Raw genomic sequence first — 26,757 nt, forward strand, 5'->3', positions numbered from 1 at the left:
TAAGAAAATGAACAAACTGAAAGAATTCTGGCAACAATGCAAACCCCGCGAGCGGCTTTATTTAAGCGGCTGCGGCCTGTTTGCCCTTTTTGCAATCCTCTATGCGGGAGTATGGCAGCCGGTTAACAGCTCCCGGGCACAGCTCAGCAAGCAAGTGCCTCAGATGCAAATGCAACTTGCAGAGCTGCAAAGACAACTCGCGCAGATCAAATCCACCCCCGCAGGCCCAAGCCGCAATGGCGATTTGCGCGCTGCAGTGCAAGCCAGTCTGGACGCCAGAAACACCAGCGCAGACATTCAGGCACTCACAGCAGACAAACTGCAGATTAAAATCGCACAGATTCGCTTTGCCGATGCACTTCCCCTGCTTTCAGCACTTCGCAGCGAAACCGGCTCGCATATCAATCACCTGCAAATCAGCGGAGCAGAACACAATGGCATTGTGCAGCTGAGCGCAGAGGTAGAACGCCAATGAAGCAATATCTTTATCACCGCAGCAAATTCATTATTCCTTTGCTGATTTTATTTTTGATGTTGCAATTTCCAGCCTCATTTATTTTGAAATTTGTCCCCGCCCCCGTGCAGTTAGGCGGCGTAAGCGGCACCATATGGTCCGGCAGGCTGACCCCCCTTGGCATCAGTGGCCAGCAGTTGCTGGATGAAGTGCGCTGGCAGTGGCAACCCCTTAAGCTTTTCAAAGGGCAACTGGTGTGGCAGCTGGATACCCGCTATGGCAGCCAGGCAGGCAAAGCATGGTTAGCCCTTGGCGCGGGCGGCAACCGCCTTGAATCGGTCAGCCTCACCCTGCCTGCCGCACCTTTATTTGCACTCGATAAAAAGCTAGCCCCTTTTCAGCTTGGCGGCCAGCTCACCTTGGAAGCCAGCCGGATAAGCAAGCCACAAACAAGCGAAATCAACTTACACTGGCAAAATGCCAGCTCGCTCGTGACCCCGCAGGCCAATCCCTTTGGCAGCTACCAGATCAAATTACAGCCTGATTTAAACTGGACTATCTCGCCTGAGGGCGGTGCTGCCCTGGCCATTTCAGGACAGGGTAAAGCTGATCCTCAGCGCGGCCCGCAGGGCTCACTCCAGCTCAAAGCGGGCAGTGGCAAAGAAAGCCTCTTTGCCCCCCTATTGGATCGCATGCCGTTAAACGGTGATCAGCGCGAACTAAAACTTGGCTTATAAACGCCCGCCCTATACTCCAGCAGAAAGCCACCGCGAAAAGGAAAAAAGATGAAAAAAATTGAAGCGATTATCAAGCCATTTAAACTGGATGAAGTCCGTGAAGCCCTGTCGGAGCTTGGCATATCCGGCCTCACTGTAACCGAAGTGAAAGGATTTGGCCGCCAGAAAGGCCATACCGAGCTTTACCGGGGAGCAGAATACGTCGTCGATTTTTTACCTAAGGCCAAAATCGAAGTCGTTCTTGAAGATGACAAGGTAGAAACCGCCATTGAAGCCATTATTAAAGCGGCTAACACGGGCAAAATTGGCGACGGAAAAATCTTTGTCACCCCTGTTGAATACGTGGTGCGGATTCGCACAGGCGAGATTAACGAGCAGGCCATTTAAACCATCCGCCACATAGAATACAACGCGAGCTCAAACTGCCCGTGCTGAAGAAATGCAGCACCTGCTAACGGTTTAATCAAAAAAAATGCGGCTTATCAGGCCGCATTTTTTACAAAGACACACGCCACACCTTCCTTTTTACCACTCAGACATGCCGCACAATCTGCACGGCCTGATTCTGCTTATTGCGGGCGATACGTTACTTTAAGGGTGTAATTTGCTGCGGAATAGCCATTCAGCAGCAAATAAACATCGCCATTTGCGCTTAAGTTTAATGCGCAGGTTTCCGAGCTGCTTGGGCCATCAGACTTGCAATCAAACACGGTTGTGCTGGGTGCACTGCCTTTACGCAAGTATAAATCTGCATCACCTGTGCCACTCAGTACAGCAGTAAAATCACCGCCAGCGCCCACTTTAAACGGGCCATAACTTTGCTTTTGTCCCACCGCCAGCTTGCCGGAGAAGTTTTCCACCTTATCCACGGGCCCTGGTCCTACTGGACCATCGCTTCCCAGCTCAACCATAAATGCCAGCGCCATTTTAGAAAACTTCAAAGCATGCTGAGCCTGATTGCCGCTGTTAGCGTAGGTGTCGTTGGCCGTATGGATATAAGGGTTGTCTTGTGTAAATGAGGATTCAAAAGGCATAGAGGCAAAATAGCCCTGCCCACTCCAGGATGCATGATCTGAGCAAGCGTAACCGCATTTATCGTAACCAATCTTTATCGCTGGCAGATAGGTCGTCAGCAAATTAGCCACAAACTGATTTTGCGCGTTATCGGTGTAATCGGTGTAAAGGTAGATGTCCTTATCCGAGCCTTTATAGTTGGTCATATCCAGCTGCATCACCCCAACCACATTGGTGTTCGCCGCTTTAAAACTTTTGGCAATATCCTGTGAGCCGCGCAGGCCGACTTCTTCTGCGGCATAGCCCATCAGCTTCAGTGTCCGGCGTGGCTTATATCCCCCTGCTACCAACACCCGCAGTACCTCAGTCATGCTGGCAATGCCGGATGCATCATCGTCGGCTCCTGGTGCACGTGTACCCTCGCTGGTTCCCTGGCCATTAATTGAATCAAGATGGCCGCCCAGCACCACCACCTCGGACGGATTATCGGAGCCCTGAATCGTCAGAATCACTGATTTTTGCGCCCATGAATGGCTAAACTGCTCAACCGTAATATCACTGCGGCCAGCCGCTATTTGCTGCCAGCGCGTTTTCAGCCAGTTGGATGCATTAACACCATGCGTCGTGGTGTAGTAGCGATTGGTAAAAGCAGATAAATCATTAATGGTTTGCGCGATATTGCTGTCCTGCATTTGTGGCAATAAGGCATTCACGACGCTTTGATTATCCAGCGTATACGAGGGGTGAGCCGCTGCCAACAAGCTGCTGACTGGTGTTAAGGCCTGACGCCCGGCTGCTTCACTGGCATGAAACATAAAGCCGCCGCAGCGATGCAACTCTTCATGCACAGATGCAGATAAACGGGCGAGCTGCTGCTCATCCACCTCAACCAGATGCACCCGCTCAGCCGCCAGCAAACCCACTTGCGGTAAAATAGCGCGGCTCTCTTTTGCAATAGTTTGCGGCGCAAGCTTTTGCAGCTGTAAATAAGCCGCATCACCCAGGGTTATCCAGACTTTTTTAGGTGCAGCATCAGCGGCAGCGCTCAGCAAGACACCGCACAAAAGCAGAGGGATCACTTTTAGTTTCATTTTGACGTTCCTTTGAATTTATTAAATCCAAAAAAAAGCCCTGCTCACATTCGTAGCAGGGCACGCGGCCTAGCACAGCCGCATCAGCTGACTTAATTACTGATAGTTACCCACCAGAGTGACATTGCTAAAGGCGTTGTACGCTTTCAGCAGCAGGTAATAAGTGCCTGCCTTAGGCGCTGCTACTGTGATGGTTTCTGTATTGGTGCCACCATCTGATTTTGCGTCATAAACAGTCGTTGTTGGTGCTGCGCCAAATTTGGCGTAGATATCAGCATCCCCAGTGCCACCCGATGTTTTAAATGTCAGGTTTCTTGCGCCTGCTGGCACCACAATGGTGTAAGTGACTGTGGCATTGCTGGCAAGCGCAAGCCCTGTTACCGGCACGCCCTTAGTCAGCACTTTGACAACAGGGGGTTTAACGATACAACTTACACCCACTGCTTCAAACGCGGATGTCACATCAGCCACGGTATAACCACGGCTTGCTGCAGCTTTTTCCACGCCGCAAGCGCCTTGGTCAAAGGTGCTGTTTGCTGTCCAGTGCAAACGGTTGGCATCAACCATCACTTCAAACGCTTTACGAGTACCCCAACCCGCCTTGCTCGCCAATAAATAGAAGGCTTTGTTGTACACACCACTGCTTAAATGCACATCAAGGCTGTCGTTATACTGGCTGGCATGGCCAATAGAGCGGCCATCCTTGGTTGGATCAGCCATATAACGCAATGCACCGTTGGCCTTGAAAATTTCTGCCCCAACAAGGAAGTCATTCGCGCCCTTCATATAAAACTCAGCCGCTTCCCCTGCCATATCAGAGAAAGCCTCGTTCATCCCGCCCGATTGCTTGGAATAAACCAGACCCGAGTTTTGCTCTGTAAAACCATGGCTGACTTCGTGAGCGGAAACATCCAGGGACACCAGCGGATAGAACGTATTTGCACCATCACCAAAGTGCATCGCGCTTCCGTCCCAGAAGGCATTTTCATAGCTATTGCCATAATGCACTTTCATAGAAAGATTCTGGCTGATCGGACGCAGAGAAAACCAGTCTTTATACAAATTGAACACCACATTACCAAAGTAATGGGCATCATTCAGCGGCGAAAAAGCGCCATTTACGGATTTATAGGTATTGCGCGGGCACGTAAACTGATAAGGCGTGCTGCCTGTTGTGCCGTTTTTCAAATCAACGGTAATCACATTCCCGCTATCCATCTTGCAATCATCGGTGACGACTAAAGGGCCATATTTAGTCCCATACTCATACTGACCCGTTTTGGCATTACCGCCAGGTCCTGTCGCATCTTTATGAGCAATCCCTTCCCAGCGATCCAAAACCACACCCGTATTGGCATCAATAATAAAGTGCGGACGGCTTGGCTTCATTGCACTGCCATTAACAAACGACACCACATAAATCAATTGAGCCACATTATTAGAACCCAGCTTCACATAAAGTTTGGCCTGTTCATTTTCGGTTTTAATGGCTTTCGCCTGTGTTTTAGCAATGCTCAAAATCTGGGTTTGCGAGTACGCTGGCTTAGCGCTTGGCAGGTCATTACTCAGATCACGCAGCAGTGCACCCGACAAAGCTGGCTGAGCCAAGCCCGCTGCACGGTTTTCAACCACGCCTTCGCCCCAGACAGGCACGCCTTGGTGGAATTGCTGATAGCGGGTAACAACCTTGCCATCAGGGTAAGTCTGGCTGCGTGCAGCTTGTAATTCATCAGCCTTAAGGCCAAGTAAGTTATGTACCCCCTCGTCTGCCAAACCACGCGTTGTAAGCCCGGCAGGGGCAACATAATTTTCCAGATCCACTCGTTCAGCGGCCATGGCATTGAAAGCTCCGGCTAATAAAACGACCATCAGCAGAGGACGTGCTACGCGATTTAATGCTTGCTTCATTATTAGCGACCCTTTTTAAGTTTAGCGGGGATATTCCCCAATGAACGCCGGTATCTGCCAGGGATAAATGACAGGCACAGACTAGCTAATCAGCAGTGCTTAACTGCGTAATAGCAATTCGGATTAAGTCAACGCTGGATAAATGCGCCCCATAGAACTATCAATTACAAGCCACTTATATGAACCGCGACTTTGTTATTAAAGACTAGAGAATAGTTTGACCAACATCAAGATTTTTTTTCAATTTGATGTTTTTTTAAAAAACCCTAATTATTTTCGTATAGATGACGCAATAAAATTCCAGGCTTTTAAGGAAAAATCTGCGCTATCAGGGTTTACACACTAGGGAATACACTAATATAAAGCCATTCAAAAAAATTGGTCACCGCCCATTCACCCACGTTTAAAACAGCATGCGATAATTATTTATATATTTTATAAATATCGACTGGAGTCATTAGCAACAAAGTTGCAAATAAACAGCAAAAAAAAAAAAACCACCATTTTTATATATGCCAATAAAAAAAGGCCACTCGAAAGTGGCCTTTTTTATAAACAGATCAACACCGATTACATTAATGATTCATTAATCACGCGTGGCAACTCGCTATCCATATCATGGGCATACTCCCAAACCATGATGCCGCCCAGACGCTTCTGTTTAATATACTGAGCTTTGTATTTTAAACTCTCCTGATCTTCATAAGTCACCATCAAATCACCATCAAACAACCATGGCGCTTTGGCAACCGGATCCCAGTAACGTGTCGCCCCCCTGGCTTTTAAAGCCTTAATATCCTGCCAGGTGATGCCATCGTCGTACGCCGCTTTTTTATAAGCATTAAACAGGCCGTTGTTTGCAGCCGCTACTCCCTGCCATGCACGCCCGTAAAAGGCGCTGCCCATAAGCAGCTTCTCTGGCTTAACCCCTGCATCCAGATACAAATTCATCGCCTGATCGGTGCTCCAGCCACCGCCTTCAGGATCTGCTTTGTTCTGGTACAAATTGGTATGATGGCTGGTTTTTTTACTCCATGATCCGGCAAAGTCATACGCCATTACTTTCATAAAATCGACTGATTTGGCTACACGAGCCACATCAATATTTTGCAAAAACCAAGCTGCTGCCGGTACGGCAACCGACAATTGATATTGCTTTCCTGTTTTTTCGCCGTGCTTATTAAATGCCGCTTTTGTTTCTTCTAAAAGGCGGGGATAGTTTTCTTTATCACTCGGGTCTTTTGCAATCGGCAGCCAATCCGGGCCAACTGGGTATTCCCAATCATAATCAATGCCTGCCAGATTATGCTCATCAATTAACTTAATCACATTTGCAATAAATTTTTCGCGTGATTCTGGTGTTCGGGCTAATTGTGAAAAACCATCCGCGCCCCAGCCTCCAATGGAAACATTCACTTTTAAATGCGGATACTGACTTTGCAATTTAGCAACTTCATCCCACATATTTGCAAATGGGGCAATAGTGGCGGTCTTATCCGAATTAGGCTGAGGCTCCAAATCTTTAATATAAACCTCGGTGCCATTACGAATTAAACCAAAGCTTAAGTTTAAAGTTGTGAGCTGATTTCCCTGAATATCACTGGCCCGCCAGCGGCGCCCCATATCCATATCTTTTGGCGTAGAGCCAATTGGCCAGGTACGGATATAAGCCACAACCTGCTTATTATGTGATTTAACGGTTGGAATAACAGCCTCTGCCAAGGCTGCTGTATTTTTTGAAGGTGTTGAAGCACATGCGCCAAGTAGTGATGCTGCGGCGAAGGCAATTAGTATTTTTTTCATCCCCACATCCCGATCAAGTGTGAGGATTTAGTTTACGACTTTATTTACCGCAATGTAAATATTTCACAAAAAAATGAAATTTATACGACAGTTCTCTTGCGATCTTTTTCAGCCTGCCGCCGCTCGCGGAAAAAAGCCTTTAGTAAGTTTGAAGACTCTTCAGCCATCACCCCATCAAGCAGCTGTGTCTGATGATTTAAACGGCAATCTGCAAAAGGGTTAATCACACTGCCTGCAGCGCCGGTTTTAGGATCTTTTGCCGCATACACAACCCGGCTGATGCGGGAGTGCAAAATAGCTCCGGCGCACATAATGCACGGCTCTAAAGTGACAAACAGCTCGCACTCGGGCAGCCGGTAATTACCCACATGACGTGCCGCCTGGCGGATAGCCATCATCTCAGCATGAGCACTCGGATCATGGCGCAAAATGGGCTGATTACACCCCCTGCCAATTATCTCGCCACGATAGGTAACAATCGCCCCCACGGGCACCTCACCCAGCTCTTTGGCCCGCTCTGCCTCAAACAGGGCCTGCTGCATAAAACCTGAATCATTCATAAACCAACAATCTTATAAAAGCTCTGTAAGCACAGAGATAAAAAGAACACCGGGCACAGGAAGAAAAACAAGAGCGCCCTTATTAGGCATTGCATCAACTGTATGGCGCCCATAAGAAAACACCATAAACCTAAGTAAAATACGCCAGAGTGATGCTCTGGCAGGTTGGGTTAGCATGCTTGCAAAAACATTACACTGCCACACCCAGCATTTCTGCCGCGTGCTGCCGGGTGGTAGAGGTGATTTCCACGCCGCCCAGCATGCGGGCGATTTCTTCGATGCGCTCTTCCACACTCAACATATGGATAGTGCTTAACACACCGGATTTAGACTGGGTTTTGCTGACCTGCAGCTGCTGAAACCCGCAGGCGGCAACTTGCGGCAGATGGGTAATACACAGCACCTGCCGCGCCGCACCCAGGTCCGCCAGCATGCGGCCGACAATTTCGGCCACCCGGCCGCCAATCCCCACGTCTACCTCGTCAAAAATCAGCGTAGGCACGTTAGCCACCTGGCTGGTAATCACCTGCAGGGCGAGACTAATACGGGATAACTCACCACCCGAAGCAACCTTTGCCATGGCTCTTGCCGGAGTGGTGGGATGATTAGCCACCATAAACTCAACCGTTTCCAGGCCAAAACTCGCGGGTGCTTCATGGGGGTGCAGGGCAATTTCAAAGCGGCTGCCCACCAGGGCCAGCAGTTGCAATTCTTTAGTCACCATTTTAGAGAGCTTATCTGCTGCGGCCTTGCGGCTGGCAGAGAGTTGCTTTGCTGCTTTGCGGTAATCTGCTTCCAGCTTTTCTGCGCGGCGGCGCACCGCATCCAGCCCTGCGCTGCCGCCTAATTCGGCAAGGCGCTGCTGCCAGGCGGCCAGTTTTTCCGGCAGCTCAGCGGGCTCTACCCGATATTTACGCGCCATGCGAAAGATGGCATCCAGGCGGCTTTCTACATCGGCAAGGCGCGCCGGATCCAGCTCTAAGTGATCGGCATAGCGGCGCAATGCATACACAGATTCAGTCAGCTGCGCTTCGGCACTGGCTAAAAGCTCCAGTGTTTCTGAGATGCCTGCATCAAAATCAGCGAGATCAGATAAGCGCCCCGCTACCGAGCCCAGCCAAGACTGGCAGTTTTCATCGCCATCGGCCAGCATCAGCAAGCCGCTTTGCACGCCTTCAATCAGGCTGGCCGCATGGTGCAGGCGTTTATGCTCGGCTTGAAGCTCCGGCCATTCTGCTGCGGTAAATTGCAAGGCGGCCACTTCGTCCACCTGCCATTGCAGGCGTTCACGCTCTGCATCAAAGGCTTCAGCGTTATTCTCGGCAATCGCCAGCTCATCAACGACGTTTTTCCAATCTTTAAATAAGCCCGCCACGTCTTTAGCGAGGCCAGTGCATTCTGCATAACCATCAACTAATTCGCGCTGCACTTCAGAGCGCAGCAAGGATTGCGGCGCGTGCTGGCCGTGGATATCCACCAACTGCTCGCCCAGTGATTTAAGCTGCGTCAGCGTGGCGGCAATACCATTAATCCAGGCGCGGGATTTACCGCTGCTGTCGATGCTGCGGCGGATCAGCAGCTCATCCGGCTCGTCCCCCAGCAAGGCTTCTTCTTCCAGCCAGGCCCTTGCATTTTTAGGCGGGGCAAACCGTGCCTGCAAATCGGCTTTTTCGGCACCGTGGCGCACCACAGCGCTTTCTGCCCGCCCTCCCAGGAGCAAACCCAGCGCGTCGATCACGATCGATTTACCCGCTCCCGTTTCACCTGTGAGGGTGGTCAGGCCGGCACGAAAGTCAAGAGACAGCTCTTGTACAATGACAAAGGATTTGAGCGAGATAGAAAGCAGCATGACGCTTTTTTACACCTTGGTTACGGTTGCCACGAAACAAACCTAAATCTTAAAACACGAAGTAAAGAAGAACACGGAGAATCACGGAGAAAAACTTAATTTGAATGGTTTTCTCTGTGTAAACTGCGTCTTCCGTGCTCTCTGTGGTTCAGGATCTGGGTTTTAAATTAAATTGAGAAATGACTTACAAACGCTCACCCCAGCGCAGTTTTTCGCGCAGGGTGTCGTAGTAGTGATAACTATTCGGGTGCAACACCCTTAAGGTATTGCGGTAGCGGCTGATCAGCACCCGGTCTTTTTCTTGTAAATCACAGTGTGACTGATTGTCGTAATACACCCGCGCATCTTGGGCACGGGTCAGTAAAAACTCAACGGCACAGGTGTCATTCACCACAATCGGGCGATTTGATAAGGATTGCGGGCAAATAGGCACCAGTGCAATCGCGGGCAGGCTTGGATGCAAAATCGGCCCGCCGGAGGCAAGGGCGTAAGCCGTAGAGCCTGTTGGCGTTGAAATAATCAGGCCGTCCGAACGCTGGCTGTATACAAAACGACCATCAATAAAGATTTCAAACTCGATCATGGCGCCGGTATTGCCCCGGCTGAACACCACATCATTAAACGCTAAGGCGTTGTCAATTTCATGACCATCACGCACCACAGTGGTTTCAAGCAAAATGCGCTCTTCGGGGATAAATTCGCCATACAACATGGCGATCACCAGCTCGTCCATTTCATCAACCGAGATATCGGTCATAAAACCCAGGCGGCCCTGGTTAATCCCCACCAGAGGAATACGATAGGGGGCCAGCAAACGAGCCACCCCCAGCATGGTGCCATCGCCGCCCAGTACAATGACCAGATCGGCCACTTTGCCGATATTATCCCGGCTAACATCCTGATGTTCAGTAATGCCATGCTCTTCTGCTGTGGCCTGATCGAGCAAAACTTTAACACCTGCTGCCGCTAAAAGTGCAGCCAGGCGGCGAATGGGTTCGTCTAAAGTGGGTGTGCCAGTACGCCCCACAACAGCGATGGTTTTGAACAGTAGACTTTGCATAAGCTCATTAGACCCGATTTTTTAAAAAATAACAGCAGCAGTCAGTTAATTAAAGTGCTTCGCCCGGTGTTTTCACCAGGCAAGTGCTTGCCCGAAAGCGAAACTCCTTGTAAAACGAAGTAAGATTCGAAACATAGCCCACCCTCACCGCCTAATATGCTGAACGATCGTTCTCAAATTCTACTTAAAACCCTCGTCGAGCGCTACATTGCTGAAGGCCAGCCTGTTGGCTCCAAAGCCTTGCAGCATTTTTCCGGGCTGGATATCAGCTCTGCGACGATCAGAAATACCATGGTTGATTTAGAAGCGCTGGGCTTTGTGGCCAGCCCGCACACCTCGGCCGGACGCATACCCACGGTACTGGGCTACCGGCTTTTTGTTGATTCTTTGCTTACAGTGCAAACTTTAGATTCCCCCACCCTGAGCGAATTACAGCTGCCGGTAGACAGCCCGCAACGCAGTGTTGCCGCGGCTTCACAGGTTTTATCGCAGCTGACCCAATTTGCAGGCCTGGTGCAAAGCCCCAGACGCCATGACATTTTGCTGAAACAAATTGAATTTATGCAGCTGTCAGAACGGCGTGTTTTGCTGATTCTGGTGACCAGCGATGGCGATGTACAAAATCGTATTTTACAAACCGAGCGCATCTATTCCGCCAGTGAGCTGACTGAAGCCGCGCATTTTTTAAATGAATATTGCTCAGGTAAAACGCTGGCGGCATTAAGCCATATTGTACAAAAGGAATTAGTCAGCCTGAAAAGCGATATTGTCAGCCTGATGAATGCCGCCGTTGCAGTAGGTGCAGAATTAAGCAAACGCAGTGATTCTGTGGTGATTGCAGGCGAGCACCAGCTGCTGGGTGTTGGCGATTTATCCTTTAATGTGGCCAGAATGCGTCAGTTGTTTGCCCTTTTCGAACAAAAAACCGCTCTGCTGCAACTACTGGACTTAGGCAATCATGCCGATGGTGTAAAAATATATATCGGTGGCGAATCAGGCTTGGCGCCACTGGACGAGTGCTCAGTAATCACAGCGCCTTATCGCGTCAATGGCGAAATTGTTGGCACACTAGGCGTAATTGGCCCCACCCGTATGGATTATGAAAGGGTGATTCCCATCGTGGATATCACCGCCCAGCTCTTATCCTCGGCACTTTCTTTGTGACATTTTTGCCAGTTATTCCTGTTTAATATTCCCGCATCATTGCACTGCCTTTCGTAGATAATGTGGGCCACTTTAAGAAAAGCGAAAACCATGCGTAAATTTTTACCCCTGTTATTAGTCAGCCTGATGGGCATGGCCCACGCCGACGAGGCTTTAGTTGCACGGGAAGATGTGCAGGCTTATATCAAGGCTACCGCAGCAACTTATCAATTCAGCGAAGAAGAACTGGTGCAAACGCTTAGCCGGGCCACGCATAAAAGCAATGTGCTGGATATTTTAGACCGCCCTTCTACCGCACGGCCTTGGTATACCTTCCGCGTTAATTTTGTAAATCCTGCACGCAGCCTGGCGGGCGCAAAATTCTGGCGCGAGCACGCGATTGCCATCAAAGAAATCAGCGAGCGCTACGGGGTAGAGCCAGAGGTTATCGTAGCGATTCTGGGGGCCGAAACAAATTATGGCAAAAACACCGGCAGCTTTCATATTCTGGATGTGCTGAGCACCATTGCCTTTGATTACCCGCGCCGCGCCGAATTTTTTCAAAAAGAACTGACTGAATTTCTCTTACTGGCCCGTGAAGAAAAAGAAGACCCGATGGACTTTACCGGCTCCTACGCGGGTGCCATGGGCTGGCCACAATTTATGCCTTCATCGTTTCGCCAGTATGCCGTCGATTACGATCAGAACGGCCATCGTGATATCTGGAATCACCCCAACGACGCCATCGCCAGCGTGGCTAATTACTTAAAAGCACATGGCTGGGAAAAAGGGCAACAAGCCTATGCCGCAGTCAATATCAACGCCGATATGAGCGATGTTTTTGCCGACAAATTTAATCTGCACTACACCGTGGGCGAGCTGATGCAAAAAGGGGTAGTACCAATCAGCGAAGTGAATACCGAAGATAAAGCCGTGTTATTTGCCCTTGAAACCGAGCCAGGCTTTACCAGCCACTATCTTGGCTTTAATAATTTTTATGTGATTACCCGCTACAACAAAAGCACGCTCTATGCGACAGCGGTATTGCAGCTTTCTGAAAGCATTTTAAAAAGCTACCAGGAAGGCGAAGATTTAAAACCAGCAAAAACGCCTGCCAGGCCCGTTGTTAAGCCGGTCAAAAAACCCGGCGCATGGCGCTAAACAGTAAAAGGGGCACAGTTTAATCACTGCACACCCGTGCGCTATTATCCGCATGGGCACAGGGTGTGCAGCCTTTTCATTTATTGATCAGAACTAAAGCAACACATTAAATTGATCAGCTGAAGGTACTGCTTATATTGATGGCCAATGCCGCAACGCAGCCCTTCAGCAGATAAAGCAGAGCCCCTTCCTGACTCCGGCTCTTTTTTATCCTCAATACGCCCAACCCTGAGGCCACTATGAAAGCAAGCATCATTATCCTGATTGCCATGATTTGGGGAGGGCTGCAATTTGGTACTGGCGGGGCATTGGGCGCCGGGCTGCTGGCTTTTATTGCCTATATTTTTTTAAGCAAAAAAAACCCTGCTCCAGAGCAAGACTCTGAAACCTCTGCCAGCGGGAATCATTCACGCCTCCCGCCTGCCCCCGGCAATACGCAGGTCAACATCGCCCCAATAAGCCTTGAGCAAAGAGTATTGCAGCTGGAGCAATCTCTTGCCGCCCTGCAAGACGAAATGCAGCAGCTTAAAGCACAAAACAGCAGCCAGATCAGCCCGGTTTTTGAAGCCGGCAGCACGCCCGTATCAGCAGCCCCCCCCGCAGAAAGCAGCCTGCCAGCATCCCGGCAGGAAATCACACCAGAAATCAGCACAGCGCCTCTTAGCCTGGAAATAAACGATACTTCAGTGGCCATGCCTTCTGAAACCAGCACCGCTGATATTGCCGCTGCGCTCAACACCCTCAGCCAGCAAACAGCAAGCAACCTAACCATTACCGGGGAATCACAAGATTCAGCAGATCTCTCTTCCACCGAGCCACCGTCAGCAGCCGCTACCCCCAGCCCGCAAGCTGCGCCAAGCCGCCCTGCACCGCCGCCCCCCCTGCAGCCTGCAGAGCCAGACTGGCTCAGCGTGCAATTATCCAAAGCCTTTCAAATGGGCAAAGACTGGCTACTGGGTGGCAATACCGTGGTGCGGGTCGGGATACTGATCCTCTTTTTTGGCCTGGCGTTTTTGCTTAAATTTGCCGCCGACAACAGCATGTTGCCAGTGGAGTTTCGCTTTGCAGGCACCGCCATTGGTGCGATTGTGCTGCTGGTGATTGGCTGGCGATTACGGGACAAGCGCCGCGAATATGCTTTGATTATGCAGGGCGGCGGTGTGGGCGTGCTGTATCTCACCGCTTTTACTGCGCTGAAATTTGCTGTGATTCCGGCCGGATTTGCGCTGGCGTTTTTGGTACTGGTCGGCGTGTTTTCGGCCATTTTAGCCATCAAACAAGACGCCAGATCGCTGGCGGTGATGGGTATTACTGGTGGCTTTTTAGCGCCGATTCTGACTTCCACCGGCCACGGCAGCCATATCGCCCTGTTCAGCTATTTTGCCCTGCTTAATGCAGGTATTTTTGCGATGGCCTGGTATAAAACATGGCGGCCGCTTAATTTGCTGGGCTTTGTGTTTACCTTTGGGATTGCCACCAGCTGGGGCGCACTTAAATATAAGCCTGAGCTGCTCGCCAGTACCGAGCCCTTTTTAATCTTGTTTTTCCTATTTTATGTGGGCATTGCCCTGCTCTACGCCCTGCGCCAGCAAGTGGCACTCAAAAGTTATGTTGATGGCACGCTGATTTTTGGCACGCCGCTGGCAGCGTTTGGCCTGCAAGCCGCTCTGGTCCATGATATTGAATTTGCGCTCGCTGGCAGCGCCGTCGTGCTCTCTGCTTTTTATCTATCGATTGCACAGTTTTTAAGGGCAAAAAAACGCGACGAGCTGCGTTTGCTGTTTGAAGCCTTACTTGCGCTGGGCGTGCTGTTTGCCACACTGGCTATTCCGCTAGCCTTTGATGCCCGCACCACCGCCGCCAGCTGGGCCGTTGAAGCGGCTGCCATTATCTGGGTGAGCCTGCGCCAGCAACGTTTACGCTCGCTCTGCTGCGCCCTAGCTTTGCAAATCATCGCAGGCATCGCCTTCTTTAACCATAGCGGCCCCTTAGCCGACAATGCCTTAGCCATCCTGAACAGCGGCTATATCGGCGGCCTGATGCTGGCGCTATCGGGGTTTTTCAGCGCCTATTTAATGCAAAAAGAAGCGGCTCTGGCGTGGTTTAAGCCTGGAAAAATAATTTCACCCCTTCTCGCTGCATGGGGATTGCTGTGGTGGACGGGCGCAGGCCTGAATGAAATCTGGCAATTTATTATCCACACCGAGCAGTCCTCAGCCATCGCCCTGTTTGCAACTTTCAGTGCGCTGCTTGCCAGCCTTGCTTGCAAAAAATGGCAATGGCCGCTGCTGCGCCTGCCTGCTCTGGTGCTGTTTCCTGTGTTGGCGCTGATCAGCATGCCGGTATTAGCAACGCACCTTCATCCACTGGCGGGCTGGGGCCTGCTGGCCTGGCCGCTTAGCCTGCCTCTGGCGCTTTATTTATTGTGGCGGCATGAAGACTCCGATCAGCAAGCACTGCCCATTCTGCACACCGCCGGTATTTGGCTGACCAGTATTTTAATTGCCGCCGAACTGGCCTGGCTGATTAGCAAGGCCGCACCCGAAGGCGTTTGGCGAACTACCGCATGGCCCATTATCTGCGCCGCCGTGCTTTGGTTGCTGGCGGGCTACGGCAGCAAAATACGCTGGCCGATTGCGCGTTTTCCACAAACTTATTTTATTGCGGGCGCGGCACCGCTGGCGGCAGGTTTGCTGCTGTGGGCGCTGTTTGCGCTGGGCAGCGATGGCAATCCTGATCCGCTGCCGTATTTACCGCTGCTTAACCCGCTCGATATTGCCCTTGGATCAGGCGTGGTGGCGCTCCTGGCCTGGAAGCGCAAATTACTGAGCCTGCAGCTGCTTGATCTATCCAAATGGACTGCCCCTGTTCTGCTGACACTGGGATTTCTATGGCTTAACGCCGAGTTACTCAGAGTATTCCACCATTTTGGCAATGAGGCTTACAGCCTGACGACGCTGATCGATTCGCTCAGGATACAGGCGGTGTTTGCGCTATTTTGGAGCGGCATCTCTGCGCTGGCGATCATTGCACTGAAACGCTTTGCAAGAGAGGAATCTTACGCCTCAGTGGCGACTCGCCATGCACTGCGCGGCTTGCTGCTGGTGCTTTGGGCATGGCTATTGGCGGCTAATTTTAGCGATGGCAGCCTGCTTAATGTCCGCTATCTGCCGCTGCTTAATTTACTAGAGCTGGCGCAACTAGCGGTGCTTGGCGCGCTGTATCTGGCGTGGCGTGATTTCAAATCGGCATCTGCCGATGCCGAACTACCCAACTGGCTGGCTTACGCCGCCCTCGCTACCTTATTTATTTGGTTTAACGGTGCATTGCTGCGCGGCCTGCATCATCTGCTGGCCTTCCCGTTCTCCCTGCTCGAAGCACTGCATTCCAGCAACTTACAACAGATTCTGATGCTGGCCTGGGGTCTGTTTTCACTGGCCGCGCTGCAATTTGCCAAACGGGACAGCATGCTGCGCCTGTTGGCCATTGCCTGCGCGCCGGTGATGCTGGTGATGTGGCTATGGACTTTCTATGCCAACCTCAGCCAAGCCGGCAGCCGCTGGCCGCTGATCAATCCGCTCGATTTAATTCAGATCGGCATCTTTGCCCTGCTAGCGCTCTGGCTCTACCGCGTGGACAAACTGCGCGGCGGGCTGCCGGTGCAATGGCTCAAGATCGGCACAGGTGCCACGCTGTTTGTCTGGCTGAACGGCGTATTGCTGCGCACCTTGCATCATTGGGGCGATGTGCCCTATCAGCTGGGGCCACTATTGCAATCAACGATGGTGCAAGCTTCGCTTTCAATATTCTGGACGGTACTGGCCTTTGGCTTAATGCTCTATGCCACCCGCAAGACCGACCGATCACTCTGGTTTAGCGGCGCAGCACTGCTGGTTATTGTGGTCGGTAAGCTATTTATGCTCGATCTGTCCAGAATCAGCGGCATAGAGCGCATCATCAGCTTTATTGGCGTGGGCGTCTTACTGCTCATCATTGGCTATTTATCGCCGCTGCCGCCCAAGAAGGAAGAGCCATGAGATTAATCTGCATGCTGATCTTATGCATCAGCCCGCTGGCTTTCGCGAAAAAACCCACGCCATCGCCCCTGCCATCGCCGTTGGCAACCGCTGTTTTCAGCCATCTGCAAGCTTTGTTACTCAGTGAATCGTCGCCCTTTTACCGGCTGGATGTACCTGTCACGGTATACCAGTTCAGCCAGCGGGCCGACTTAGGCGATTTGCGGGTCTTTAACGCGGCAGGTGAGCTGGTGCCCTATGCGCTGGAAACAAGTGCAGCAGCGCAGCAAAATCAGCTCAGCCAGACTGCCCTGCGGTTTTTTCCTTACGGCAGCAAGGCCAGCATTGCACAGCGCGATGTCTCTATTGAGATCCGCAGCGACGGGCAGTTGAGCGCGCAGAGTCATACTGTCAGCAAGCAGCAACAGCTCAGCTATCTTGTTGACGCCTCGCAAATCAAAGGGCAGCTTGAGTCGCTGATTCTAAGCTGGCAGGAAGCCAACTATCAGGGCCAGATCAGGCTGGCGGCCAGCGACGATTTGCAGCAATGGCGGGCGCTGGGCAGCACTGAAATCATCCAGCTGGATTATCAGGGGCAAACGCTCAGCCAGCCGAAAGTGGAATTGGGCGGCATCCGCGCCAAATACCTGCGCATCAGCAGCGACACCCCGCTCACGCTTAAAGAAGTGCGCCTGCAATCATCCATGGCGCAATCTGCCCCGGCAAAAAGAGCATGGCTGGCCCCTGTCACCGCACAGCTTAAACAAGCCGGAGAATATCAATTTGATCTGGGCGTGCACGCACCGGTTGATAAGCTGGAGCTGGCCTTGCCGCAGCTCAACACGGTGGTGCAAGCATCGCTGGCCAGCCGCGCCAATCCTGCCGAGCCATGGCAAAGCGGGCAAAGCACCACGCTTTACCGCTTACAAGGCAAAACAAGCGAAGCCCACAGCCCTGCACTATCCATCAGCCCCAACAACCATCGCTACTGGCGTTTAAGCGTAAATCAAAGCAGTGGCGGACTAGGCCAGGGCCTGCCGCAGCTGAAAGCAGGCTGGACTCCCCAGCAAATCGCCTTTGTCGCCCGAGGGCAAGCACCATTTGTATTGGCCTTTGGCAATGCACGGGTCAGCAGCGCGGCACTGAATACGGAAGATTTAATTATCGGCAACGTGGTAGCGTCAGCAACGGCCGGCGCTTTGCTCACTAAAGCCGCCGCTCCGGCAACAGCCGTCGCCAGCGCCCCCTCATCCGCCCGTAGTTACGGACTTTGGGCGGCGCTGGTTTTGGCAGTAGGAGTGTTGGGCGCGATGGCTTGGAAACTGATTCGGCCAGTACAGGAGTAAGCCATGTCTGATCACTTTTCACAGGTTTCAGCACACTATTTCACAAGCAGGCCTCATTACCCCAAAGCTCTTTTTGAGTGGCTGGCAGGATTATGCCCTGAGCGACAACAGGCATGGGATTGTGGTGCGGGAAGTGGTCAGGCAAGCACAGTTGGATTTGCTCCCGGAAAATCCAAAGATACTTACCCGGTGCACCAGTGCAGCAAATAGCCAGCTGCCCCCCGATAGCGTGGATCTTATTTGCATTGCCCAAGCACTGCACTGGTTTGATCTGGATGCTTTTTATTTGGAAGCAAAACGAGTTTTAAAAAAAGAGGGCCTGATTGCCGCCTGGTGCTATGGCACGCCCATCATTGGCGATGAGCACATTAATCAATTATTCCAGGACTTTTATCAAAACGGCGTGGGCGCTTATTGGCCGCCAGAGAGAGAACACGTTGAAAATGGCTATGCCGGCCTGCCTTTTCCATTTGCCCGGCTAAGCAGCCCCAATTTTGAGCTGAGAGAAAAATGGCAGCTTGAGCAATTAATGGGTTATGTACAAAGCTGGTCTGCCACTGCACGTTTTATTCAGCAGGAAGGCTACAACCCCGTTAATACACTCAGGGATGCTTTAGCTGAGCTGTGGCACGCTGAAATCACTGTTATCTGGCCGCTTACCTTATTAGCAGGGCGTGCAGCTTCTTAGCCTTTATTTATTTTACGTATTTTATTAACAATTTATTGAGTTCACCAGAACGTTTCATTTGCTGTATTTCTTTATTTATTAAATCTCTCAGCGCTTCGCCCAGCGGGTCTTTTTTGGTAATAATCATATGAAATTTATTTTCCTCCACGCCCGGCAATACCGCCATACCCAGCTGGGCATCACCTATAAAATCGTAGGACCCAACCTCGCCCATACCCGCAATCGCTTCAATATCTTCGGCAAAAACATCGACCCGGCCAGCATGCAGCATTTTTACTAAAGCAATGTAATCTACCGTTCTGCTTATTTTTTCTTTGTCCACATCCACCAGCGCAGAATAGGCATAGCCGTTAACACCCCCCATTTTGTAATTATTTAAATCAGCTTGCGATTTAATATTCAGCCCTGTGGGGTGTATTTTTTTAGAGTAAAAATAATAATAATGGGTCTGATAAAATGAATCAGAAAAAAGATAAGCCCGTTCACGATCCGGGTTTTTTGTTGCATTTAATATCATCTGATATTGCTTACCCTGCTCCACTTCAAACAGGCAGCGTTTCCATGGCAATAATTCAATTTTATATTTAATTTTATTCTTTGCAAAAACAGCCTGTATTACATCAACAGAAAACCCTTTAACATTCTGAGTTTTAATACCCTCTTCCCGTTTATAGTAGGTATAGGGCGGCCACTCTGCTACATCATCGCAGATATTAATTACGGGCCATTCAGCCGCACAGGCAGAAGCAGAAAGAAATAATAAAAGCAGGCGATAAAAGAACATAAGGCCTCCACTGAAATTTATGCCAGTGTAGACCATATGTAAATTGAGATAATCATCTCAGACAAGCGTGCCCCCCCCAAAAAACCACAGCAAGGTCCGGGAGGGGGGGGTAAATCTTTATTTATTCATTTCACGCTGACGGCGGCTTTCAGCAAGAATAATCCCGCTGGCAACCGATACATTCAGGCTTTCTACCGAACCAAACATCGGGATAGATACCAGCGTATCGCAGGATTCACGTGTCAGGCGGCGCATGCCTTCGCCTTCATTACCCAATACCCAGGCCAGCGGGCCAGTTTGGTTGAAGTGGTGCAAGTCGGTTTTAGCATCGGCATCCGTACCTACAATCCAGACATTCTGGTCTTTTAAGTCACGTAAAGTACGCGCTAAATTAGTGACCATAATGTAAGGAATCACTTCGGCAGCACCGCAAGCCACTTTAGATACGGTGGCGTTAATGCTTACCGATTTATCTTTAGGCGCAATCACGGCGTGCACGCCCATCGCATCGGCCACGCGCAGGCAAGCGCCCAGATTATGCGGATCGGTAATGCCATCCAGAATCAGCAAGAATGGCGGCTCGCTCAGGTCTTCCAGTACGTCTTCCAGCACCACATAGGATTTACCCGCATCGATCATGGCAGCTACCCCCTGGTGGCGGGCGTGGCCTGTCATGCCATCCAGGCGGGCGGCATCAACCATAATCACATGCACGCCCTGCTGTTCTGCCAGTTTCAGCAGCTCTTTAGCACGCGGGTCAGCACGATTACCATTGAAAAACAACTCTAAAACACTGTCCGGAAAACGCTTAACGCGTGAAGCCACCGCATGAAAGCCGTGAATTAATTTTTTTTGCATCAGTTCTGTACCTAATAAAACGCCGACCCTCTTTATAGATCACCATCATCAACCGCTCTTCAGGCCGTTTTCAGATGGCTTATAAAATGGAGTCGGCTGTTACCAGCCCTTGCCGGGCCAGATAAATCTCGAGATCATCTGCCGATAATGCACGGGAATATAAATATCCCTGCACACTTTGGCAGCCACTTTTGCGCAAGAATAACATTTGTTGAGTCGTTTCTACGCCTTCACCCACTACAGAAAGACGTAATTTTCGCGCCATGGCAATAATTGCCTCGGTAATGGCCGCATTATCCGTGTCTTCCGGCAGCCCCTCGACAAAGGAGCGGTCAATTTTCAGGCTATCAATCGGGAAGTGCTTCAGGTTTGAAAGCGATGAATAACCCGTACCAAAATCATCAATGGCCAGCATCACACCCATGGCTTTCAGCTCATTCAGGGTCTGCACAGCACGTTGCGGATCCTGCATGATCATGCTTTCAGTAATTTCAAGCTCTAAACGGGAAGCAGCAAGGCCCGTATTTGCAAGCGCGGTTTTAACCTGCTGCACCAGATTGGCTTTTTGAAACTGCCGGGGCGATAAATTCACCGCCACATGGGGAATATTAAATCCTGCATCCAGCCAGACACGCATTTGCCGGCAAGCCTCAAACAACACCCATTCGCCAATGGCAACAATAAGACCATTTTCTTCTGCAAGCGGAATAAAGCTCACGGGCGGCACCAGACCAAGGCTGGGATGATTCCAGCGGATCAGGCTTTCCAGACCACTTAAGTGCCCGCTTGCCAGATCAATTTTAGGCTGATAATGCAAACAAAATTGCTTACGTTCTAAAGCATGACGCAAGCCGTTTTCCATCATCAGATGCTCTAAAGCCATATCATTCATATTGGCGGCAAAAAACTGCACATTATTTTTTCCGGTTTCTTTTGCCCTGTACATTGCCACATCTGCGTTTTTAAGCAGCGCAGCAGGTGTTTTGCCGTCGCCCGGATAAACGCTGATTCCGATCGAGCAACTGACAAATAATTCCTGACCATTAATCAAACAGGGCTGAATCAAGGCCTGACGCAAACGCTCTGCCACCTGGCCCACCTGCTCAAGGCACACCGTATTTTCAAGTAAAATGGTAAATTCATCGCCGCCAATCCGGGCCAGCACATCATTTTCATTTAAAGCATTTTGCAAGCGTTGCGCCACAATCACCAGCATCGCATCGCCCACTTCATGGCCCAGTGTGTCATTAATCGTTTTAAAGCGATCCAGATCAATAAAGAGCACCGCAAACGGGTTATCTTTTGCCCGCTGCACCGCGCTGTGCAGCTGATCCTGCAAGGCCATCCGGTTATATAAGCCGGTCAGCGGGTCATGATTTGCCAGATGAAACAAGCGCTGCTCAGCTTCTTTTCTATGGGTGTAATCAGAAAAAACACCCACGTAATTACTCATTCCTCCCTGCTCATCCCGCACCGCGCTGATAGACAGCCAGGCCGGATAGGTTTCACCGTTTTTACGCCGGTCTTCCATCTCGCCCTGCCAATGCCCATAAGCCTGCAGCTCGGAGAGCATGGACTGATTAATAGCCCGCCCGCTGCCGCGCTGATTAAACATCCGGGAAACACGGCCAATGGCATCAGCAGAATCAAAACCTGTAATTCGGCTGAACGCGGGATTTACCGCCACAATTCTGGCGTTGGCATCGGTAATCAGAATACCTTCACTTGCATTACCAAATACCTGAGCAGCAAGGCGGGTGCTTTTGGCGGCCACAAATTCTTCCTGATTTGACGCGGCCAGCACCACCCCGGTCACCACCACTGAAAGCAGCAGCAATAAGTTCGATAACAAACCGCCGGGCCACACCGAACCTGAATGAGAAAAAATGGCCAATAAACCGACCACAATCCCAAGCACACCATTGCCCACATGGCCTAAGCGAAGGGCGGACCAAATCATCAGCGGAAACAATAAGAACATCAGCTCCTGATAGCCATGAAACTGCCGCAATAAAATGGCACCAAAGCTGGCAATGGCCACAATCAGCATCATTTCAGGCAAACGACCAGACCAGACCATCGCTTTTTGGTGTAATAAGCCAAGGCAAAGAGGAACAACAATCAGAATAAATAAAGCGTCGCCCAGCCACCATGAAACCCAGTCAGAAAAAAGGGCTACAGAAGGAAGGGGAAAGAAAACACTTTGAATCAAAACGCCACAGCTTGCCCCAAAGAAGGCGCCCACAAGCGGGCCGGCAATGATTAATCGCAAGCTGTCTTTTACCCTCAGCTCGCCATCCAGCACAAACTGGGGCAATAAAGAAACAATCAGTAAAGGCTGCAGAACCTCAAGTAAAGAGAGCTGCACCACACCCCATAGAGGGTAACCTTGTAAAGCTGGCAACAGCCACGAAACCGATGCAATCGTCAATAAAGTACGTGAACCGCATAATAATAATGCCGCAACACCCACACCTGTATGTAAGTTAAATAAATGCTGCCCCGATGACAACTTCCAGCTAAGAAAACTAGACAGGCTATATACTGAAGCAATAAGAAGCTGCTGTAGCCATGGCCTACGCATTAATATTGCTCTCCCCAAAACTAATTATTTTTTAGATACCTAACAGGCAAATCTAATATTTGGTAAGCATCATTAGATAGTTACCCAAAAAAATCAAGCCCCAGCTTTCTCAAACAGATCAGGCAGGACGGGTATAATCCGCCACTACGCTTTCTAAGAATGCCATCTGCCATGACACTACCTGCACTTCCACTTAACGGCCAACGTACCCAAATCAATGCCTTACATGGCTCTGGTGATGCTTTGGCATTAAGCCATTACGCCGATGTTTCGCATCCGCTGGTGGTGTTTACATCCAATGCGCAGGTGGCCAGCCGCTTAAAAGAAGAGCTCAGCTTTCTGGCTCCGCAAAAAAACATCGTGCTTTTTCCGGATTGGGAAACGCTGGCCTACGACCATTTCAGCCCTCACCACGATTTAATCTCCGAGCGGCTGGCGGCTTTATGGCAAATCCGTCAAAACCAGGCAGATGTCGTGATTGTGCCGGTACAAACGGCGATGGGTGTTTTGCCCCCGGTAGAATATCTGGCGGCTTACACTTTCTTCCTGAATAAGGGCGAGAAGCTTGATGCAGATCAGCTACGTGCCGATATGGCCTTTGCAGGCTACAGCCACGTCACCCAGGTTTATGGCCCGGGTGAATTTTCAATTCGTGGTGGGCTGATTGATTTATTCCCTATGGGTTCTACCCTGCCGTTTCGCCTGGATCTTTTTGGCGACATCATTGAAACCATCCGCACCTTCGATGTAGACACCCAGCGCAGCCTTTACCCCGTACCTGAGATCCGCCTCTTGCCAGCGCGTGAATTTCCACTGGATGAAAAGGGCCGCAACCAATTCAGGCAGCGTTTTCGGGAAGTCTTTGAAGGCGACCCAAGCAAGGCGCGTATTTATAAAGAAATAGGCAACGGCAGCACCCCGGCCGGGATTGAATACTATCTGCCGCTGTTTTTTGAGCAAACGGCCACATTATTTGATTACCTGCCCAAAGACGCGGTATTGGTGCAGCATGGCGAGCTATTGCAAGCCGCCGAACAATTCTGGGCAGAAACCTCAGACCGTTACCGAAATTTATCCGGTGACAAAGAGCGCCCGATTCTCCCGCCCAAAGATCTTTACCTCAGCCCTGATGCATTATTCAGCGGTTTAAAAAAACACCGCCGTATCGAATTTATCAGCGGCGAATCAGCCTTTACCACCGCACTACCTGCCCTGAATGTAGACCGTCGCAGTGACAATCCCATCAGCAAGCTCACCGATTTTATTGCCAGCTACAGCGGGCGTATTTTGCTCTGCGCAGAAAGCCTGGGCCGCCGTGAAACCATGGCGCAGTTTTTTGCCGAATATGGCTTAAAACCTAAGCTGATCGAAAGCTGGGTCGATATCAAAACCAGCAAAGATAAAGTGCTGCTGACTGCTGCACCGTTTTATAACGGCTTTATCTTAAATGACGGCCCTTTAGCCATTATCACCGAAGCCAATCTTTACGAGATGGTGGCGCAAAGCCGTGGTAAGCGTCAGCAAAAACGCAGTAATACTGACGCAATGCTGCGCGATTTATCTGAGCTAAAAATCGGCGATGCCGTGGTACACGAAGGCCACGGTATTGGCCGCTATTCTGGCCTGACCAGCATGGACCTGGGCGAGGGCGAAACCGAGCTGGTGGTGATTGAATACGCAGGCAACGATAAGCTCTATGTGCCCGTCAGCCAACTGCACGTCATCAGCCGTTATTCTGGCGGCAGCGCAGATGCAGCCCCTTTGCACAAGCTGGGCAGCGGCAGTTGGGATAAATCCAAGCGTAAAGCCGCCGAGCAAGTCAGAGACACTGCCGCCGAGCTGCTTAACCTTTACGCCCGCCGCGCCGCGCGTAAGGGCCACGCCTTTGAATGGGATTTCCACGATTACGCCGCCTTTGCAGCAGGCTTTGGCTTTGACGAAACCGCCGATCAGGCCGCAGCCATCGAAGCCGTGCTGGTGGATATGCGTATTGATAAGCCAATGGATAGATTAGTCTGTGGCGATGTGGGCTTTGGTAAAACCGAAGTGGCACTGCGTGCCGCCTTTGCGGCGGTAGCCGGTGGCAAGCAAGTCGCCGTACTTGTGCCAACCACCCTGCTCGCCGAGCAACATTTCCAGACCTTTAGCGATCGCTTTTCTGACTGGCCGATTAAAGTAGCCGAAATCTCACGCTTCAGAAGCGCTAAGGAAGCCGCCGCAACAATGAAAGGCATGGCGGAAGGCACCGTTGATATTGTGATCGGCACGCATAAACTGGTGCAGCCGGATGTGGAATTCAACAAGCTGGGCCTCGTGATTATCGACGAAGAACACCGCTTTGGTGTGCGGCAGAAAGAGCAGCTTAAAGCGCTGCGCGCCGATGTGGACGTGCTCACCCTCACCGCCACGCCGATTCCACGCACGCTGGCGATGAGTCTGGAAGGCTTGCGTGACTTTTCCGTCATTGCCACCGCGCCCAATAAACGCCTGGCAGTTAAAACTTTTCTCGCCAAATTTAGCGACGGCATTATCCGTGAAGCGGTATTGCGCGAGCTAAAGCGCGGCGGCCAGGTGTTCTTTTTGCATAATGAAGTCGACACCATCGACAATATGCGCGAAAAACTCACGGCGCTCTTGCCCGAGGCCCGTGTTGGCGTAGCCCACGGCCAGATGCGTGAACGAGACCTTGAACATGTGATGCGCGACTTTGCCCAGCAGCGTTTTAATATTCTGCTTTGCACCACCATTATTGAAACCGGGATCGACATCCCCAACGCCAATACCATCTTAATGAACCGCGCCGATAAATTTGGCCTGGCGCAGTTGCACCAGATGCGGGGCCGTGTGGGCCGCAGCCATCACCAGGCTTACGCCTACCTGCTGGTGCCCGAGCCTGAAGCCTTAAGTGGCGACGCGAAAAAACGCCTCGAAGCGATTCAGATGATGGATGAGCTGGGTGCAGGGTTTTACCTGGCGATGCATGACCTGGAAATCCGCGGCGCGGGTGAAGTGCTGGGCGATTCGCAATCGGGTGAGATGCAGGAAATCGGCTTCTCGCTTTACAGCCAGATGCTGAAAGAAGCGGTTAAATCACTCAAAAAAGGCATCGAGCCGGATTTATCGCAGCCGCTGGGTGTCACCACCGAAATCAATCTGCGCGCCCCGGCACTGCTGCCCGCCGAATACTGCCCGGATGTGAACGAGCGGCTCAGCCTCTATAAACGCCTGGCCCATTGTGAAAACAATGAGGATCTGGATGACCTGATGCAAGAGCTGATCGATCGCTTCGGCCTCTTGCCTGCGCCTGCCAAAGTGCTGCTCGATTGCCACCGCCTGCGTATGATTGCAGGCACGCTTGGCATTGCTAAAATCGACGCGGCTGATAACGCCATCGTAATCAGCTTTACCACTAACACCGTGATCGAGCCGATGAAAATCATCAAACTGATCCAGACCAAAAAGAATTACAAAATGAGTGGCCAGGATAAATTACGGGTAGAGGGTAACTGGCCAGAAAGCCCACTGCGGGTGGTGAGGGTGAAAGAGCTGCTGCATGAGTTGAGTCATTAATCCCAGATCGGCTGTGTATCAAAACCCAAATCTTGAACCACAGAGGACACAGAGAGCACAGAGTTCCACAGAGGAAACCCAAGGTAGATTTTCGGTTTTCTCTGTGTCCTCCTTTTTTTCTGTGGTTTAAG

Annotated in this window: 18 protein-coding genes; 9 read left to right on the forward strand and 9 right to left on the reverse strand. The window is 51.0% G+C overall.

The annotated features are described in order from the left end of the window. Positions 1 to 7: 7 nt before the first annotated feature. Genes gspM through CSQ88_RS01135 form a run of 3 tightly spaced genes read left to right on the forward strand, consistent with a single transcriptional unit; the run spans position 8 to position 1,578 of the window. Complete coding sequence (gspM, locus tag CSQ88_RS01125; protein ID WP_099396285.1) at positions 8 to 475, forward strand: type II secretion system protein GspM; 468 nt, start codon at positions 8 to 10, stop codon at positions 473 to 475. Further along, a complete protein-coding gene (gspN, locus tag CSQ88_RS01130; RefSeq protein ID WP_099396286.1) occupies positions 472 to 1,191 on the forward strand; it encodes a type II secretion system protein N in 720 nt (239 codons plus the stop codon). Before gspM ends, gspN begins: the two co-directional genes overlap by 4 nt. Before the next feature lie 48 nt (positions 1,192 to 1,239). Further along, complete coding sequence (locus CSQ88_RS01135) at positions 1,240 to 1,578, forward strand: P-II family nitrogen regulator (protein ID WP_099396287.1); 339 nt, start codon at positions 1,240 to 1,242, stop codon at positions 1,576 to 1,578. Between the two features lie 182 nt (positions 1,579 to 1,760). On the opposite strand, the gene CSQ88_RS01140 is transcribed toward CSQ88_RS01135, so the two are convergent. From CSQ88_RS01140 to CSQ88_RS01165, 6 genes are all read right to left on the reverse strand, one after another. Continuing rightward, positions 1,761 to 3,296: a M28 family metallopeptidase gene (locus CSQ88_RS01140; protein WP_099396288.1), complete on the reverse strand. Its 1,536-nt coding sequence runs from the start codon at positions 3,294 to 3,296 to the stop codon at positions 1,761 to 1,763. A 96-nt stretch (positions 3,297 to 3,392) separates the two neighbouring features. Beyond that, positions 3,393 to 5,204, reverse strand: coding sequence for a M4 family metallopeptidase (locus tag CSQ88_RS01145; protein ID WP_099396289.1), 1,812 nt, complete (start codon positions 5,202 to 5,204; stop codon positions 3,393 to 3,395). Positions 5,205 to 5,774: 570 nt separating this feature from the next. Next, positions 5,775 to 7,007: a glycoside hydrolase family 18 protein gene (locus tag CSQ88_RS01150; protein ID WP_099396290.1), complete on the reverse strand. Its 1,233-nt coding sequence runs from the start codon at positions 7,005 to 7,007 to the stop codon at positions 5,775 to 5,777. A gap of 80 nt (positions 7,008 to 7,087) precedes the next feature. Continuing rightward, positions 7,088 to 7,567 carry a tRNA adenosine(34) deaminase TadA gene (gene tadA / locus CSQ88_RS01155; protein WP_099396291.1) on the reverse strand — a complete coding sequence of 160 codons (480 nt, stop codon included), beginning with the start codon at positions 7,565 to 7,567 and terminating at the stop codon, positions 7,088 to 7,090. Between the two features lie 190 nt (positions 7,568 to 7,757). After that, positions 7,758 to 9,416, reverse strand: a complete 1,659-nt coding sequence (gene recN, locus CSQ88_RS01160; RefSeq protein ID WP_099396292.1) for a DNA repair protein RecN — start codon at positions 9,414 to 9,416, stop codon at positions 7,758 to 7,760. A 184-nt stretch (positions 9,417 to 9,600) separates the two neighbouring features. Next, positions 9,601 to 10,476, reverse strand: a complete 876-nt coding sequence (locus CSQ88_RS01165) for an NAD kinase (RefSeq protein WP_099396293.1) — start codon at positions 10,474 to 10,476, stop codon at positions 9,601 to 9,603. Positions 10,477 to 10,632: 156 nt separating this feature from the next. On the opposite strand from CSQ88_RS01165, the gene hrcA reads away from it, so the two are divergent. The 5 genes from hrcA (at position 10,633) to CSQ88_RS01190 (ending at position 18,830) form a co-directional block, all read left to right on the forward strand. Next, positions 10,633 to 11,640, forward strand: coding sequence for a heat-inducible transcriptional repressor HrcA (gene hrcA / locus CSQ88_RS01170; RefSeq protein ID WP_099396294.1), 1,008 nt, complete (start codon positions 10,633 to 10,635; stop codon positions 11,638 to 11,640). 90 nt (positions 11,641 to 11,730) lie between these two features. Continuing rightward, positions 11,731 to 12,780 (forward strand): lytic murein transglycosylase B, encoded by a 1,050-nt coding sequence (mltB, locus tag CSQ88_RS01175; RefSeq protein ID WP_099396340.1) that lies wholly within the window; start codon positions 11,731 to 11,733, stop codon positions 12,778 to 12,780. Positions 12,781 to 13,019: 239 nt separating this feature from the next. Beyond that, entirely contained in the window at positions 13,020 to 16,817 is a 3,798-nt protein-coding gene (locus tag CSQ88_RS01180; protein WP_099396295.1) for a DUF2339 domain-containing protein, read from the forward strand. After that, the gene (locus tag CSQ88_RS01185) at positions 16,814 to 18,142 is read left to right on the forward strand and encodes a DUF3999 domain-containing protein (RefSeq protein ID WP_099396296.1); all 1,329 of its coding nucleotides are present in this window, start codon (positions 16,814 to 16,816) and stop codon (positions 18,140 to 18,142) included. The genes CSQ88_RS01180 and CSQ88_RS01185 overlap by 4 nt, the downstream gene beginning before the upstream one ends. Positions 18,143 to 18,215: 73 nt before the next feature. Next, positions 18,216 to 18,830 carry a class I SAM-dependent methyltransferase gene (locus CSQ88_RS01190; RefSeq protein WP_180273488.1) on the forward strand — a complete coding sequence of 205 codons (615 nt, stop codon included), beginning with the start codon at positions 18,216 to 18,218 and terminating at the stop codon, positions 18,828 to 18,830. 7 nt (positions 18,831 to 18,837) lie between these two features. On the opposite strand, the gene CSQ88_RS01195 is transcribed toward CSQ88_RS01190, so the two are convergent. From CSQ88_RS01195 to CSQ88_RS01205, 3 genes are all read right to left on the reverse strand, one after another. Continuing rightward, entirely contained in the window at positions 18,838 to 19,650 is an 813-nt protein-coding gene (locus CSQ88_RS01195; protein WP_099396298.1) for an ABC transporter substrate-binding protein, read from the reverse strand. Positions 19,651 to 19,731: 81 nt separating this feature from the next. Further along, the gene (rlmB, locus tag CSQ88_RS01200) at positions 19,732 to 20,475 is read right to left on the reverse strand and encodes a 23S rRNA (guanosine(2251)-2'-O)-methyltransferase RlmB (protein WP_099396299.1); all 744 of its coding nucleotides are present in this window, start codon (positions 20,473 to 20,475) and stop codon (positions 19,732 to 19,734) included. A 76-nt stretch (positions 20,476 to 20,551) separates the two neighbouring features. Next, positions 20,552 to 23,056, reverse strand: a complete 2,505-nt coding sequence (locus tag CSQ88_RS01205) for an EAL domain-containing protein (protein WP_099396300.1) — start codon at positions 23,054 to 23,056, stop codon at positions 20,552 to 20,554. Positions 23,057 to 23,227: 171 nt separating this feature from the next. Here CSQ88_RS01205 and mfd point away from each other — a divergent pair, with 171 nt between their 5' ends. Continuing rightward, a complete protein-coding gene (mfd, locus tag CSQ88_RS01210; RefSeq protein WP_099396341.1) occupies positions 23,228 to 26,626 on the forward strand; it encodes a transcription-repair coupling factor in 3,399 nt (1,132 codons plus the stop codon). The last annotated feature ends 131 nt before the right edge of the window (positions 26,627 to 26,757 follow it).

This window comes from Iodobacter sp. BJB302 (genome assembly GCF_002735645.1).
Classification (GTDB): domain Bacteria; phylum Pseudomonadota; class Gammaproteobacteria; order Burkholderiales; family Chitinibacteraceae; genus Iodobacter.

What these genes read in the sequence shown, in the direction of transcription:
- CSQ88_RS01135 (WP_099396287.1), top strand. Translation starts at nt 1,240, where the DNA reads ATGAAAAAAATTGAAGCGATTATCAAGCCATTTAAACTGGATGAAGTC.
- CSQ88_RS01180 (WP_099396295.1), top strand. Translation starts at nt 13,020, where the DNA reads ATGAAAGCAAGCATCATTATCCTGATTGCCATGATTTGGGGAGGGCTG.
- CSQ88_RS01195 (WP_099396298.1), bottom strand. Translation starts at nt 19,650, where the DNA reads ATGGTCTACACTGGCATAAATTTCAGTGGAGGCCTTATGTTCTTTTAT.
- hrcA (WP_099396294.1), top strand. Translation starts at nt 10,633, where the DNA reads ATGCTGAACGATCGTTCTCAAATTCTACTTAAAACCCTCGTCGAGCGC.
- tadA (WP_099396291.1), bottom strand. Translation starts at nt 7,567, where the DNA reads ATGAATGATTCAGGTTTTATGCAGCAGGCCCTGTTTGAGGCAGAGCGG.
- gspM (WP_099396285.1), top strand. Translation starts at nt 8, where the DNA reads ATGAACAAACTGAAAGAATTCTGGCAACAATGCAAACCCCGCGAGCGG.
- CSQ88_RS01140 (WP_099396288.1), bottom strand. Translation starts at nt 3,296, where the DNA reads ATGAAACTAAAAGTGATCCCTCTGCTTTTGTGCGGTGTCTTGCTGAGC.
- CSQ88_RS01205 (WP_099396300.1), bottom strand. Translation starts at nt 23,056, where the DNA reads ATGCGTAGGCCATGGCTACAGCAGCTTCTTATTGCTTCAGTATATAGC.
- CSQ88_RS01150 (WP_099396290.1), bottom strand. Translation starts at nt 7,007, where the DNA reads ATGAAAAAAATACTAATTGCCTTCGCCGCAGCATCACTACTTGGCGCA.
- gspN (WP_099396286.1), top strand. Translation starts at nt 472, where the DNA reads ATGAAGCAATATCTTTATCACCGCAGCAAATTCATTATTCCTTTGCTG.
- CSQ88_RS01145 (WP_099396289.1), bottom strand. Translation starts at nt 5,204, where the DNA reads ATGAAGCAAGCATTAAATCGCGTAGCACGTCCTCTGCTGATGGTCGTT.
- CSQ88_RS01185 (WP_099396296.1), top strand. Translation starts at nt 16,814, where the DNA reads ATGAGATTAATCTGCATGCTGATCTTATGCATCAGCCCGCTGGCTTTC.
- mfd (WP_099396341.1), top strand. Translation starts at nt 23,228, where the DNA reads ATGACACTACCTGCACTTCCACTTAACGGCCAACGTACCCAAATCAAT.
- recN (WP_099396292.1), bottom strand. Translation starts at nt 9,416, where the DNA reads ATGCTGCTTTCTATCTCGCTCAAATCCTTTGTCATTGTACAAGAGCTG.
- CSQ88_RS01165 (WP_099396293.1), bottom strand. Translation starts at nt 10,476, where the DNA reads ATGCAAAGTCTACTGTTCAAAACCATCGCTGTTGTGGGGCGTACTGGC.
- mltB (WP_099396340.1), top strand. Translation starts at nt 11,731, where the DNA reads ATGCGTAAATTTTTACCCCTGTTATTAGTCAGCCTGATGGGCATGGCC.